Source organism: Mucilaginibacter lappiensis (assembly GCF_050433765.1).
GTDB lineage: Bacteria > Bacteroidota > Bacteroidia > Sphingobacteriales > Sphingobacteriaceae > Mucilaginibacter > Mucilaginibacter lappiensis_A.
This window is the reverse complement of sequence record NZ_JBNPWP010000001.1, coordinates 136,369-150,099: the sequence shown is the minus strand read 5'-3', so window position 1 is coordinate 150,099 and position 13,731 is coordinate 136,369. Positions and strand designations below refer to the sequence as shown.

At 41.6% G+C, this 13,731-nt stretch carries 13 protein-coding genes; 8 read left to right on the top strand and 5 right to left on the bottom strand.

The genetic code is table 11. From position 1 onward, the window contains the following. Positions 1-9 precede the first annotated feature (9 nt). Together M2273_RS00710 and M2273_RS00705 are read left to right on the top strand one after the other, a co-directional pair. Positions 10-1,419: a RagB/SusD family nutrient uptake outer membrane protein gene (locus M2273_RS00710; RefSeq protein ID WP_429391751.1), complete on the top strand. Its 1,410-nt coding sequence runs from the start codon at positions 10-12 to the stop codon at positions 1,417-1,419. An 8-nt stretch (positions 1,420-1,427) separates the two neighbouring features. Further along, complete coding sequence (locus tag M2273_RS00705; RefSeq protein WP_429391749.1) at positions 1,428-2,966, top strand: TlpA family protein disulfide reductase; 1,539 nt, start codon at positions 1,428-1,430, stop codon at positions 2,964-2,966. A 41-nt stretch (positions 2,967-3,007) separates the two neighbouring features. On the opposite strand, the gene M2273_RS00700 is transcribed toward M2273_RS00705, so the two are convergent. The 4 genes from M2273_RS00700 to M2273_RS00685 all read right to left on the bottom strand — a co-directional run bounded on the left by M2273_RS00700 (position 3,008) and on the right by M2273_RS00685 (position 5,948). Further along, positions 3,008-3,265: a hypothetical protein gene (locus M2273_RS00700; RefSeq protein WP_429391747.1), complete on the bottom strand. Its 258-nt coding sequence runs from the start codon at positions 3,263-3,265 to the stop codon at positions 3,008-3,010. A gap of 121 nt (positions 3,266-3,386) precedes the next feature. After that, positions 3,387-3,833, bottom strand: coding sequence for a MauE/DoxX family redox-associated membrane protein (locus M2273_RS00695; protein WP_429391744.1), 447 nt, complete (start codon positions 3,831-3,833; stop codon positions 3,387-3,389). After that, a complete protein-coding gene (locus M2273_RS00690; protein WP_429391742.1) occupies positions 3,808-5,187 on the bottom strand; it encodes a serine/threonine protein kinase in 1,380 nt (459 codons plus the stop codon). The genes M2273_RS00695 and M2273_RS00690 overlap by 26 nt, the downstream gene beginning before the upstream one ends. A gap of 194 nt (positions 5,188-5,381) precedes the next feature. Beyond that, the gene (locus M2273_RS00685) at positions 5,382-5,948 is read right to left on the bottom strand and encodes a Crp/Fnr family transcriptional regulator (RefSeq protein WP_429391740.1); all 567 of its coding nucleotides are present in this window, start codon (positions 5,946-5,948) and stop codon (positions 5,382-5,384) included. 225 nt (positions 5,949-6,173) lie between these two features. Here M2273_RS00685 and M2273_RS00680 point away from each other — a divergent pair, with 225 nt between their 5' ends. Together M2273_RS00680 and M2273_RS00675 are read left to right on the top strand one after the other, a co-directional pair. Next, on the top strand, positions 6,174-7,436 hold the full coding sequence (locus M2273_RS00680; RefSeq protein WP_429391738.1) for an aminotransferase class I/II-fold pyridoxal phosphate-dependent enzyme: 1,263 nt from the start codon (positions 6,174-6,176) through the stop codon (positions 7,434-7,436). A gap of 119 nt (positions 7,437-7,555) precedes the next feature. Continuing rightward, entirely contained in the window at positions 7,556-8,731 is a 1,176-nt protein-coding gene (locus M2273_RS00675; protein ID WP_429391736.1) for a hypothetical protein, read from the top strand. Here M2273_RS00675 and M2273_RS00670 read toward each other — a convergent pair. After that, positions 8,722-8,904 carry a hypothetical protein gene (locus M2273_RS00670; protein ID WP_429391735.1) on the bottom strand — a complete coding sequence of 61 codons (183 nt, stop codon included), beginning with the start codon at positions 8,902-8,904 and terminating at the stop codon, positions 8,722-8,724. The genes M2273_RS00675 and M2273_RS00670 overlap by 10 nt on opposite strands. A 269-nt stretch (positions 8,905-9,173) precedes the next feature. Here M2273_RS00670 and M2273_RS00665 point away from each other — a divergent pair, with 269 nt between their 5' ends. The 4 genes from M2273_RS00665 (at position 9,174) to M2273_RS00650 (ending at position 13,631) form a co-directional block, all read left to right on the top strand. After that, positions 9,174-9,905 (top strand): hypothetical protein, encoded by a 732-nt coding sequence (locus M2273_RS00665; RefSeq protein ID WP_429391733.1) that lies wholly within the window; start codon positions 9,174-9,176, stop codon positions 9,903-9,905. A gap of 186 nt (positions 9,906-10,091) precedes the next feature. Next, positions 10,092-10,835, top strand: a complete 744-nt coding sequence (locus M2273_RS00660; protein WP_429391730.1) for a hypothetical protein — start codon at positions 10,092-10,094, stop codon at positions 10,833-10,835. A gap of 137 nt (positions 10,836-10,972) precedes the next feature. Beyond that, a complete protein-coding gene (locus M2273_RS00655; RefSeq protein ID WP_429391728.1) occupies positions 10,973-12,754 on the top strand; it encodes a phospholipase D-like domain-containing protein in 1,782 nt (593 codons plus the stop codon). Positions 12,755-12,872: 118 nt separating this feature from the next. Next, positions 12,873-13,631 carry a metallophosphoesterase gene (locus M2273_RS00650; protein ID WP_429391725.1) on the top strand — a complete coding sequence of 253 codons (759 nt, stop codon included), beginning with the start codon at positions 12,873-12,875 and terminating at the stop codon, positions 13,629-13,631. The last annotated feature ends 100 nt before the right edge of the window (positions 13,632-13,731 follow it).

Here is a 13,731-nt window from a genome sequence, read left to right as displayed (position 1 = left end):
TTTAAAATCATGAAAAATTTAAATTTTAGTCAACATTATATTCTGTTTGCCATAGTCTTATCGATATCAATTGTTTCAGTGAGTTCCTGCAAAAAACAAGACAATTTCTTAGACGTCAAAAGCAATAAAAGCGATGTAACTCCGAAGACGTTGCAAGACTATCAAAGCATCTTAGACAATACTCAAGTGATGAATGGGTATGGCTCTATATTAGGGTTAGTCGGAACCGATAACATATATATCCCGGACGCGAACCTTGACGGATCAGCGCAAACGTCACGTAATTCTTACCTATGGCTGCAGGACATATACCAGGGCGGTATTGCGTTTGATTGGTACTATGCCTATCAGGAGGTCGAATATGCAAATATTGTATTGGACGGTTTAAAGAGCATTTCGAATAGTGAACAGCCGGCAATCTATAATAATATCAAAGGTTCGGCCTTATTTTATCGGGCGTATGCATTTTATCAGCTTTCCCAGTTGTATTGCAAGCAATTTGATTCCAATTCCGCTGCACAGGACCTCGGTATACCGTTAAGAACCTCGTCTGATGTCAATGCGAAGTTTACCAGAGCTACCGTAAAGGAAAGCTATGCACAAATTATAAATGACTTGCTTGCAGCGGAACAGCTGCTGCCAAAAGTTCCATTATTTAAAACGCGTCCTTCCGGACCGGCATCAGATGCATTACTTGCGAAAGTTTACCTATCAATGAGCGATTACACCAATGGTGGCATTTATGCGGACAAAGCCCTACAAGTCAACGCTAGTCTACTAAATTATAACAACCTCGTAATTGGAAGGGCCAATCCATTTCCAACCTTTCAAAAAGGAAATCCTGAGGTAATATTTCATGCTGCTACTTACGGATTGACGGAAGTTATCGGAGCATCCAGTGTTAAGGCCCGTGTAGATCCAGCACTATTTGAAAGCTACGAAAATGGAGATTTGCGAAGGGCTGCATTTTTTGTTGCCGATGGAGCAACAGGCCTTTATAAGTTCAAGGGTAGCTATACTGCCACGCCATACAATTTTTGCGGAATCGCTAATGATGAACTGATTCTAATTCGGGCAGAATGCTCGGCCAGAACAGGCAACCTTTCAAGTTCGCTTTCCGATCTCAACAAATTATTGCAGAACAGGTACACACCTTCAACCTTTGTCGCATTTAGCACTACAGCCAGAACAGAACTGATCAGTAAAATCATTACGGAGCGCCGGAAAGAAATGCCTTATACCGGAAATATTCGATGGGATGATTTAAAACGGCTAAACATGGAAACCTCGTATGCAAAAACACTGAACAGGACAAGTCATGGAATACTTTACACCTTAAATATTAACGATCCGCGGTACATCTATCCACTTCCAAACGACGAAATCCAATTGAATAAATTAATCCAAAACGCTAGATAAAATCTATTATGAAATACTTTTTTACTGCCCTAATTATATTTTTAGGGATCAATAATGCAAAAGCATTTAATACTATCGAAAAACTTAAAAGGACAAAAACTCGGGAAACTATTATCCGTATTTTTTATCCCAATACTACAAATGAAGACACCTTAGTCATTTACCAATCAGCATTGGGAGGCATTTTGGTTGATATTCAACACCTTGAATTAATGAAATCAGTTAAGTCAGGCCGGGACAAGCGTGGTTGGTTTAACTTCAAAATAACACCATTGAAGTCTGATGTCAGCCCATATTTTTATGTTTGTATCAGCCAACTACCCAGGAGAAAAATTGAATTACAATCAAAAAACACAAATTTTGGTTATGAAATGATACCCTTCTTTCTGCTTAAAAACGGCGACAATATCGTGATTCAAGTAACACCAAAGGCTGTTCTCGATTTGGGTCGTGGGTATAGGCACAATTTTTCGTACCGCATCTCAGGGAAAGGCGCGCTTATGCAACGACTTCGAATTTCATTAGATTCGATACAATATCACAGTTCACCAGATGTTTTGGTTGATTCGAATTTAATTTACAATAAGCAAAATTATGCAAATAAAATAATTGACAACTCGCTTTCCTATTTGAAGAAATATCAGCATGAGCTAACAGTAGCCGACTATGCACAATTGAAAGCATATTGTGTTTTCAGCAACAAGAGCCAGGAAACATTGTTGTTGCGACATTTATATAAAAAAGATTTCGCAAAAGCTACAGATAAACAGAAGAAAACCTTTTTGAACTCCTATGACAGCACCTATGATGCATTAAAAGGCCAGATAGCGCCAAAAACCTACTTTCGCTCGAAGGATTTCATAGAATCAGAATTCGAGAAGGTCATATTTCATTCCAAAGTGATGAATGGTGATCACTATCTGGATAGCCTTTTCAAACTCATAAAAAAGGAAAATAGCGGAGAAATACGGGATAGATTATACGTGGAATATCTAAGTTCTATTTATGGCACTGATATTCGACCTGAACAGCTCGAAGAGGCTATTATAACCGCGTCTAACCCAATTTGTAAAAAATATTTCATGCAAAGAGCTAAACGAATCCCAGGAAACTCAGCTTACAATTTTAATTTGCAAGACTCTAAAGGCAATATGGTAAAGTTGTCAGATTTTAAAGGCAAAGTTATACTCATTGATTTCTGGTACACGGGATGTAGTAGCTGCATCAATTTTTATCAAAATGTTTTATCCAAGGTTGAAGCAAAATTTGAATCAGATACGAATGTTGTCTTTATAACCGTATCCATTGATAAAGTCAGAGAAGTTTGGGAGAAAACCCTTATCAAAGGACAATATACATCATCAAAAGTCATTAATTTATATACCAATGGTCAGGGTGTAGCAAACGATGTTATTAAATATTACGGCATACATAGTTTCCCTCAACCCATTTTAATTGGAAAAGATCAGCGATTGAAGGTTTTCGATAGCACTCTTCGCGTGGAGGAGAACATTATGAGCGCTATAGGTAAAGCCAAAATGGAATAAGATTAACAACGGGGGAATTTCTATTCCCCCATTGTTTAAAGCTACTTCTGAAAAGCTCCATTCTCTACAGTACTTGCTCCCGATTTAGGTATTTGATGTGTTGTCGGGTCCGGGGTTGCTGTTGACTGAACTTTACAAATCCTGGTAGCAGCTACACAAAAAGAACCGGATGTTACTGCCGTAACCACATAATTATTTGCGTTGGTCTGCAAAACTCCCCAGGTTTGCAGGGCTTGAGCTTTGGGCGCGTTCATTGCGAATGCACCGCCAACGCTCATGATCGTTACGATGGCTACCATCGCAATACGTGCTCGTTGTAAGAGACTTTTTTGATTGTTTAACATATTTTATTTATAATGTAGACGCCTACTCTATTCCAGGTTTTCGGCTTTTCCTGATTCATTTGCGCATAGAATATTATTAAAGGCTGGACTCAGCCTTACTTGTCGATATCTTAACCTTTGCATTCAGCCCTAATCCAATAAGGGCAATTAAAGTAAATGCTATATTGAAAAGGAGATGCTCCGGCCATGTCATGTGTTTGAAAACACCGGCACAAGCGCAAGGTACTCTTGGAAAAAAATGGAAAGTCACCAGGCCCACATATATAGAAAACGTAGCCATCAAAATGAAAGAAAGCCATAATCCTTTAAGCCTATATTTGAAACGAAGCAAAAGAAACGACGCTATGATTTCTATTGTGGGCACTGCGATTATTAATATTGAGGCGAACAACTTGTTAAATACCTGATTGTTCATTTCTCTTACAAAATGCCTGAAATCCAGAATTTTACTCAATGCGGTAAAAAGAAACAAAAGCGCCAACAAGTAGATGCATAATTCATACAGCCATTCCGACTTCTTCATGGGTTTCAAGTTTTAAGTTTTCTAAATAATCAATAATGGCAGATTCTATCTCCGTAATTTCCGGTCTATCATTTCTTTTGATTTGGAGGCATCGATTTACGGTCGATGCCAAACTTGTGCTTCCGGTAAGCCTCGCCAGCTTTGCTTTTATATTTTGCGGAGTAGTTGCCAGGAATTCATGGGGTTGACAACCCGATAATGTAAAACTGAGTAATACCCCCAGTGAATAAATATCTTCCTTAATATCTGGCTTGGCATACTGCAATTGTTCGGGAGCTGCATATCCATAAGTACCCAGCAAAAATGGTGGATTCGGTCGTTGCTCAAGCAAGGAATACGACAACTCAAAGTCTATTATACACATGCTACCGTCAGCCATGACCAAAAAATTACTGTCGGTTATGTCACGATGAACAAAATTTCTTTCATGGATACTCTTAACAATCTCCAAAACCATTAAGTAATTCTCTAATAATGTTATTTTATTACTCTTCTCTAATTTCTTCCATTCCGTGCCATTTAAAATCCCTCTCACAACATGTCCAAAGGACTCGCCTTCTACAAAATTGAGAATAAGGTAACAGGTGTCATTTATTTCAAAATAGTCAACAACGCCAGGAGTTGGCACATCGGATTTGAGTGCATTAATGACCTCACGCTGCCACAATAAGCGATCACGCATATCCCTGTCGAAATGATCATCCAAAGCCACAGGTTTGCCTTCCTTAATTAAACACCAGTCGAATGCAAACCTTTTGAGATTTATCGCTTTCAATATATCTCCTTTGGGCGAAGACCTTATCAATTGTATGGGAACATAATATTTACCGACGATGGATTTCTTTCTTTTCCTTGTTCGGAAACGTTCAGGAATTGCGAATGGCAGCCTTTTCAGATCTGGCACTTTGATTTTCAATTCACCAGAAAATGTTTCAACATATTGCAAATAGAGAATTTCCCCTATTCTAAGTGCATTAGGAACGACAGGACCTTTGAAATTTTCGGAAATTAAGACAACCTCATTACTCACAGCTATCGCTTGTTCCACCGATATTGGGAAAATACTTAATACTTTCCCGACCTCGCTTTCACCGAATGAACCCGAATTAAGCCTGTATTGCTGAACCTGATTTTTTATTAGCCTGAATGAGATTGCTTGTTTTTTCAGCATTGGCAGTACCAGATCTAAAAGTCTAACGGTATCCAACGTTCTGCAGGATATCATGAGTAACCATCCGGGTTTGGTATCTGCAAGACCAACAGTTAAACATTTATCATCTTCCCGAAAAGATATCCGATAATTTTTTAGGATGGATGCATAAGAAACTAAGTTGACAGTGAAGGCTTTTTCCATTAGGCATTGTTTAAATAGTCAAAAGAGGTCATCAAACGATATAATCCTATTCCTGATTGACCGTAGTAAAATTATAGGTTGTAAACTGTTCCGAGTTGTGACCATAGCCACAACTTACCATCTCGAATGGCACAACTTTTAACAATGTTTCACGCAATTCCGTTGTGCGAAAAGCACACTATGAAGCTAAATCCTTATCGTTTGGCAATCAGGCGGGTTAAGGTCTCCCTTCCCATATGCAGGTAGGAAGCCAAAATTCTGGTGGGTAATTTCTGAAAAAGATGTGGTTTATTTTTTCTGATGATCTGGTATCGCTCTTCAACCGGCAAATCAATCAGCTTCTGTTTTTCATTTTCTTCACTTTGATATTTGAGGAGCATAAATTTGATAAGTACAGCAACCTCGCTATATTTTGAATCCAATTGGTGCAGGTTGAGGTAGCTCAGCGTGATCAGTTTTGATTCCTCGCGGATCTCCGTATAAAAACAGGATGGCACGTTGTAGTAGCCTTCGTAAGAAAAAATGATTTCACCGGGTTGCCAAAATCGGACTGTGTGCTCGTTGCCGTGGCTGTCGAAGTAATAGTTTCTCGCAAAACCTGACACCATGAAATAAATCCGGTTATCCAGCTGCCCGGCTGCATGGATAATTTGCCTGGCTTTAAAGATCTCCAAATGAAGATGTTGTTCCAACGAGTCTTCAAACTCTTTCGTGAGCGGTGTGATGTCGGATAAGAACTTATGAAGTTTGTCTGCCCACATATCAAATGGATTAAGTAAATACTGAGGTTCAGATTGCCGTTAAGAATATCATTTCCTATCCACTTCGACTAAAGTTTGCAAAGCTAAGGGGACATTTTCGCAAAAGTTGGGACATGCAAATTTATTTCTGAAAACTCAAGTTGCTCGTAAAATAATTTTACATGTCCCAACTTTCAATTTTTTCGTGACCTAAATTAGAGCACGTATGCATATAACCTTACTAACATGAAGTATGAAAATTTGAGTTTCAAAGACTTTGAAAATATCCAGGGGCAGGATATTTTCACCACCGCCGGACAGTTTAATAGCTACCTTGCTTATTTGCAGGGTAACGGCCATCTAAACTACCGGATCGAATCCCTAACCCCGGTCGGCCCGGAAATGAATTTGCTGATGCCTGGGAATAAAATTCCTCAATGGGCAGTATGCCTGGTTTCAAACGATTATTTAGGCTTTAGCCAGCATCCCAAAGTGAAGGAAGCGGTTATTCGTGGAACTGAAGTATTCGGTACCGGCTCCGGTGCATCTCCTGCTATCGGCGGACATTTTGTGTACCATCGCCAGTTGGAACGCAAGATCGCCGCTTTTTACAAAAGGACAGATGCCATTCTTTATACTACCGGGTATACCGCCAATAGCGCCACTTTCCAATGTTTGTTGCACAAAGAAGATATTGCCATTCTGGATATGGCGGTACACGCCAGTGTGTATGAAGGTTGCTTGGCAACAAACGTAAAAACCTTTCTGCACAATAACCTGGAACAGTTGGAACTGGTACTAAAAAATGCCCAGCACAGCTATCGCACTAAAATGGTCATTGTCGATGGCGTTTACAGCCAGGATGGCGATTTGGCCGACCTCGCGAAGATCGCCGAACTCACCCATCGTTATGGCGCTTACCTCGCCGTGGATGATGCGCATGGCGTCGGTGTAGTTGGGGATACCGGCCGCGGAGTGATTGAAATGTATGACCTTTTCGATCAGGTAGACATAATCACGGGCACATTCAGTAAGGCTCTTGGCAACATGGGTGGGTACGTGATCGCCAGTCCCGAGCTGATCCTATATCTGAAATATCAATCGAAACAGCATTTATTTTCAACGACTGCCACACCGGCCATCGCCGGAATTTTAAAGGCAATTGAACTCGTCGATGAAGAACCGCAATGGCGTGATGAACTATGGAATAATATCAATTACCTCAAAGGTGGATTGATCGACCTTGGTTTTGATGTCGGCACGACAGCCTCAGCCGTCATCCCGGTAAAAGTAGGCGATATAGCCAAAACGCTGGAAGCAGGCAAGCTGCTTCTGAAAATGGGCATTTTCAGTAACCCGATTATGTACCCGGCAGTCTCAAAAAAGAACGCAAGGATCAGAATGAATGTCATGGCCACGCATACCAGGGAGCATCTTGATAAGGTACTGAATGCATTTTCGGACATCGACCAAAAGTTGTCGATCTCTAAAAACAAGCTCGCCAGCTAATTACCCTTAACTAAAAAGAAACAGTGCAAAATGCACTGTTTCTTATCGATGAATCAATATCCTACAGTAAGTAATCAAGAAGAATTAATAGCAGATGAAATTATTATTAAAAACATTTTATGAACGTAACCACAGCACTCCAGCTTTTTGTGCGCGATTCCATAAATCCGCTGAAATTAGCTGACCAGACAATATCGAAAGAAGAATTTTCGAAATGGAAATCTTTCCTGATCGGCGAAACGGCGACAATAAAGTTGAATATTCAAACGCTCAATACCGTCCAGCACTACAAAGAAGTAAGGGAAATTCAAACATTGGTTTCCCAGGCCGGTTTGCTCAGCAATACTGTTAGCCGATACATGACCAAATACTTGCCAGTTTGGGAGAAGCATGCGCAGGCGCATGAAATAAAGGTGCACTACCTTTTGACCTGTACAGCAATAGAAGATCTGCTAACTGCTATCTACGAATTGTATCCGGCAAACGCAGCAAAAGCGAAAGTTACCTTATTTGCCCTTCCCCAGGTGAAAATGGAGATCAGACAATCACTATTCAGACTTTGCTTAAACTTTAAAGCGGCACCGGTTGATCCGGAATTGGAAGATCTCGTTTTAACAGGTATCAGTCAGCTCATTAACAAAAAGAACCTGGTCAACAGCGACTGCTCCTATCTGGTAAACTTACTCGGCAAATTGCTGACCCTGACGACCGCTGACAAACAGACCACCATCGAAATATTGATCCTCAACAATTTTAACCTGCCGGAATTTTTTTTGTATTGTGTGAATAACTGGCAAAGAGCCATGGCGGAAATACCGGGGCTGCACGAGCAAAAAGAAATGTTGCTGCGGGAAAAGAATAAGCTTTACGACTTGCAATTAAACAAAGCAAGAGCGGCACCAGGCACCTCGGAACTCTACCAGGATCTTGATCATTTCCTGAGTGAAAAATATGCTTTTGTAAAAGAGTTGGTAAAACTGCGTCGCGAGGCCGTGAAAGATCTGGCAGCTGCAAAGGCCGGGGCGCGATACCAAATCAATCTTCCCGTGCCCCAGTTTGGATTATTTATCAGGATGCAGATCGAGAGAGGTTTATTAGTCAAAGAGAATATCGGAGAACTATTCGGGTTTTTCGCAACGCATTTTTACACCGCCAACGCACCGTTTATTTCTGCTGAAAGCCTGCAAAAGAAATCTACTGATGTCGAGTTCTCGACCGCCCAGAAAATGAAAGGTCATTTAATAGGCATGCTGAATTGGTTAAACGCAAACTATAATTTATCGAATTACAACTGACCTTCCTGAAACTGACGGAGTAGGTTTTGCTCCTTTAAAAGGTTCAGCATATCTGCATACCAGGTATAGCTGAAGTGTTTGTCTTGCTTAAGTTTGGCGAGATTAACTTTCATGATGTCATTCAGATTGAAAATCCGTAAGCGTTCCGCCTGCTGAATAAACTGTGTATTCATGCCTAATTTTGTAAATGAAATTAACAAGTTAGCTTCCTCAACCATGACGTTTGCCTACCGTAAATAATAAATACAAATTAGGAATTAAATATGGTAAACTCAATTCAAGTTGCTAACAAAATTCAGGAAGTAAAAGTAACGATCCGGCGTTTGGCAGTCCGCGCTTATTCGTGAAATGACCAAATCTGAGATTATTTGGGACATCTCCATAAATAATTTTGAAAGAAAACTTTTAACTTTAAGGAATTAACCAACCTTAAAACATGCCTATGTTTGGATCACGGAAAGAAAAAATTCTACGCAAACTTCGCCGGAATGGTTATAACGAGCAAAATGGGCCGGACGAACTTTTCATCATGGATGTTTTAAGGAATACCGCTGACCTTGGCGAATTTATAGAGATCAGCCGGGTATTAGGTAAATCAGGCGGGTTGTTTTGTGTTCCTACACTTATGGCATTTTCAGTTGAAAAAGACTCGCCTAAAGCGATTCCGGCGTTTCTTGCCATCGCCGAAATTTATAACCGGGTTGACAAAACAGAATTAACCGAGCTTACTGATTTCTTCTCACCCGGATGGTGGCGACCAAGGTGGAAAGGCAGCCATAGCAAGTTCATCAGCTATGTGGCCTGCATCACAGAATTGGCCAATAACGAATCAATAGGCCATCCGGACAACTTCGACAGCATTGGTGAAAAAGTGCTCAAAGAGATAGATTTTAATATATTCCCTTTTGAATCTTTTCATGAGCTTCGCCTGTGTACATCGGGATGGGACGCGAAAGGTGATGTTAAAAGAATATTGGGCGAGATCGCAGCGGATACACTCATTCAATCAGTTCACGATCAAAATATTCCAAGCAGCAGTGATACGCTATTTGAAGAAAACATGCTGAATATGCGCTGTGATTATTTGTTGACGAGACTCAATTTAGGGACCCCCTACGAGCCGCTGCGTTACCTGCTGAAATCTGCCGAGGTATTAAATACCGCCAATATTTAATCCTGCCGCCCTTACCAAGTCGAGTAAAAGTCAGCAAAGCTATTTGCGCATGAAACATTGCAAGGTTGAGCAGTTCAGTCCGTACCTTGCAAAAAAAGCAAAACAGAAACGGTCCGTGCTACATGCATAGCCCCAAAATAAAAGACACTGATCCCTATTCTTTCAATCACAACTCCTATCCCACTCATGAACTGGCTGAAAAAACTACTAAATGCAATAACACCTGAAAATAAACTAAAAATAGAAAATGAAACTGAACAGGAAAAACCAAAAGAAGAGGATACACCTCAGCCGGAAAAACCGACCGTAATCAGGCCGACATTGTATGATTGCATTCATGAAAGCGGACATTACCTGGTTTCTCTCCTGTTTCCAAACGAGATCAGGATCAATTCGCTTAATCTTGATAAATCACAGTTTAAATCTGAGTGGAATGGTCAACTGCATATCACCAGGACAACACCCTACGAAAGTACTGACGATTCGGAAAAGCTGATGCTGATCTTCTGCGCTGGCATGGTGGCAACAACCATATTTTCTCACGGCAAATCATACGTCTTGGCCAATCTCAGCAACTTTCCGCGCAACCCGGCAATGATGCACACAAATGGCGGTGACGACGATAACATAGCGATCAGAAATCTTTCGGCAACAGTGGGACGTGACGCCAGGTTTCACCTGCAAGGCCGCTGGGTAATGTGGAACGGGTATCAGGCCATCTTCAACTACCTGATGGAACCTGCAGTGTGGAGTTCGGTCGAGCTGATCGCGCAAACACTATTTGAAAGCGACGCCTTTAAAATGTCGCATGACGAAATCCAGGCTTTGCTGGCTGATCATGGTAAATTGGAAGAACTCAATGGGCCGACAGCGGCATTCCTTGCAGCCCGTTACCCGTTGACCAAAACGAAACTTTCGCAGATGATATAAGACTTTGCAGCATTGCTCTGGACGCCGACCCGTAATAAGTGGTAATCGATATTATATTATCGTTAAGTACGACTAATACTAAATAAAACTTATTATTTTTATAATCAATTACTTACCACCCACAAAACCTTATTGACATGTCACCACTACCCTTTATAAAACCGACTGCGGTAACGGTCAAAGTCAGCTTTGCCAACAACTGCGACGATGTTCAGCTTACCTGGAGAACTTTAGATGGCCAAGACAAAGACAGTCCTGTTGAAGGCTGTATCGGCTTCATGATCGAACGGCAGCGCAGGATCGGCAGCGCCGATTGGACAGCTTCTGAAATCCTACGCAACCGTGTCGGCTTTGATGCCACCGGTATTGACCCGAATAAACCTGAAACGCTGTCACAACCTTCCAATGTATGGCCCTTTCAGCGTTATGACTGGACTGAGCATGGTGCCAACAACAATGAAAGTGTTCGCTACAGAATTTCCTGTATGGGCAAGAATGCCGCTAGTGCGATTGGAAAAACAGTCCTTGACGTGATCGCGCAGTCGCAATGGACGAATGAAATTAAGATAAACGCGATGGCGGATGATGATCTGGAGGTATATTTTAACCGTGGAGCGGTCATGTCGCAATATGTCGCACGTATTGCGCGTGAGAAAAACTGGAGCGCTGATGATATTTCTAAGAACGTCAAAATATTGCAGGAACCGCTTCGAATTTTTCTGTCAGGTGAACTCAGACTTGCCATCCTGCGATTATTGGACGCAGCCATCCAAAATCCGTTCTTGGACATCCATGCGTCTTTATTCGAATTGGGCGACCTGGAACTAATTAGTAAATTGAAACTACTCGGATCACGTGCCCATGTGATCCTTACCGATGGCTCAAATTCAAAAAAACAAGATGGACATACCATCTATATTGATGAAAACGAAGAAGTAAGGGGTGAATTAAAAATAGCCGGTGTGGATGTTTATGATCGCATACTGGCCAAGCTCGGCCTCGGGCATAACAAAATGCTGATTACCGTAGATAACCGGACAGATAAGGCAATCTCTGTGTGGACGGGCAGCACGAACTGGACACCTACCGGCTTATGTACGCAGCTGAATAATGGCATATTAATCAAGAATACGACTGAAGCCGGCCTTTATTACGAATACTGGAAGGAACTCAAAGCTGCCGGAAGCGATTTTCCTCCGGCATTGGTCACCTTCAACGGAAACCAACCCAAATTAGAGGGTAATATCCAAACCTGGTTCACGCGCACCGAGAAAGCAGCAGATGGGGTTACTCCTGTCGATATTAAATTTCTGCAAAACCTGGTGAACAACGCCAAAAGTTCCATTCTGTATGTGATGTTTCAACCGGGCGGCGAACCGCTGGGCAGCATTGTGGCGCAAAGTAAAAAAGCAGGCATGTATGTGCGCGGTGTTGTCAGTACGGTCATAAAAACCAATGAAGAAAATTTCAGCCTTAATGACGAACAGGGACAAAAGCCATATACCACTGATTTGAAGCAGCCTGACGGTATTGCCAAGGATTTTGCATGGTGGGTCAAGGAAGTCACCCGAGGCATTTTTATAAGTCAAATCGGTTATGCCATTACCCATGCAAAAATGATTGTAATCGATGCATTTGGTGACAACCCCATCGTCGTGACCGGATCTCACAACTTTTCTAAAAGCGCGAGCCAGGGCAACGATGAGAACTTTGTCGTGATCACCGGCAATAAAGCATTGGCAAGGCATTATGCCGTAGCCTGTATTTCCACATTTGAGCACTACCGCTGGCGGGCGTATAAGGCGGACAAAAAGGCTGCCAATCAAAACGTTTGGAGTCATTTGAATCCCGATCCCGCGTGGCAGCAAAGCTATTTGAAGAACGACCGCTTAATAAGGCAACTTCAGGAATGGTGTTAAAAAAAGAAGCGCTGCAGAATGCAGCCTTCCTTTTCTCAAATCCGGATTGTCTTTTAACGATAATATTGTCGATTTTCTAATTTCCCGATCGGGGTAATTGCTTATTTTTATTGTTAATATGACCATCCAGTATTGCTCCGATCTCCATTTAGAATTTAAAGAAAACGCCGCGCATATCAAAGCCCATCCATTGAAGCCGACCGGCGAGATCCTCGTACTGGCCGGTGACATTGTGCCCTTAGACCAGGTTGAAGCACATCACGGTTTTTTTGATGCGATCAGTAGGGATTTCCGTGAAGTTTATTGGTTACCCGGCAACCACGAATTTTACCATAACGATATCAGCTTATATTCCGGTGAGGTATTGGAAGAAATCAGGTCGAACGTTTATTTGGTCAATAATACTGCTTTCGAATGGGGCTCATTCCGTTTGATATTCTCTACGATGTGGTCTCAAATAAATTTGGCAACAGCCTGGCAAATAGAGCGCAGCATGAATGATTTTCATCTTATCAAAAACGATGGACAGCCTTTCACCACACAAAATTTCAATGACCTGCACAAAGAAAGCTTAACCTTTTTGGATTCGGAATTAGCAAAAGAGTTTAACGGAAAGACGGTCGTCATCACGCATCATGTCCCTACCCTGCAGCACTATCCAGAAGAATATAAAGGAGGAATTTTAAACCAGGCATTCGCAGTGGATTTGGATCAATTGATCGAAAAATTCGCGCCCGATTACTGGATATTTGGGCATCACCACAGAAACGTGGGAGATTTTAAGATTGGGGAAACTCAAATGCTGACCAATCAGCTTGGGTATGTTCATTTAGGAGAGAACAGAAACTTTGATAGCGGCAAATTGATTACTGTTTAGCTATCTCCATTACAGTTTGCTCTTATGGCACAAAAAATCAGGCTATATCCAGCTTAACCATTCGTATTCAAATTAAAAGAGCCTGTGTTTTGACGAAGCG

Excerpts from the sequence above, each read along its gene's own strand:
- M2273_RS00665 (WP_429391733.1), top strand. The coding sequence starts at position 9,174 with ATGTTTGGATCACGGAAAGAAAAAATTCTACGCAAACTTCGCCGGAAT.
- M2273_RS00705 (WP_429391749.1), top strand. The coding sequence starts at position 1,428 with ATGAAATACTTTTTTACTGCCCTAATTATATTTTTAGGGATCAATAAT.
- M2273_RS00660 (WP_429391730.1), top strand. The coding sequence starts at position 10,092 with ATGAACTGGCTGAAAAAACTACTAAATGCAATAACACCTGAAAATAAA.
- M2273_RS00685 (WP_429391740.1), bottom strand. The coding sequence starts at position 5,948 with ATGTGGGCAGACAAACTTCATAAGTTCTTATCCGACATCACACCGCTC.
- M2273_RS00680 (WP_429391738.1), top strand. The coding sequence starts at position 6,174 with ATGAAGTATGAAAATTTGAGTTTCAAAGACTTTGAAAATATCCAGGGG.
- M2273_RS00675 (WP_429391736.1), top strand. The coding sequence starts at position 7,556 with ATGAACGTAACCACAGCACTCCAGCTTTTTGTGCGCGATTCCATAAAT.
- M2273_RS00710 (WP_429391751.1), top strand. The coding sequence starts at position 10 with ATGAAAAATTTAAATTTTAGTCAACATTATATTCTGTTTGCCATAGTC.
- M2273_RS00650 (WP_429391725.1), top strand. The coding sequence starts at position 12,873 with ATGACCATCCAGTATTGCTCCGATCTCCATTTAGAATTTAAAGAAAAC.
- M2273_RS00655 (WP_429391728.1), top strand. The coding sequence starts at position 10,973 with ATGTCACCACTACCCTTTATAAAACCGACTGCGGTAACGGTCAAAGTC.
- M2273_RS00695 (WP_429391744.1), bottom strand. The coding sequence starts at position 3,833 with ATGAAGAAGTCGGAATGGCTGTATGAATTATGCATCTACTTGTTGGCG.
- M2273_RS00670 (WP_429391735.1), bottom strand. The coding sequence starts at position 8,904 with ATGAATACACAGTTTATTCAGCAGGCGGAACGCTTACGGATTTTCAAT.
- M2273_RS00700 (WP_429391747.1), bottom strand. The coding sequence starts at position 3,265 with ATGGTAGCCATCGTAACGATCATGAGCGTTGGCGGTGCATTCGCAATG.
- M2273_RS00690 (WP_429391742.1), bottom strand. The coding sequence starts at position 5,187 with ATGGAAAAAGCCTTCACTGTCAACTTAGTTTCTTATGCATCCATCCTA.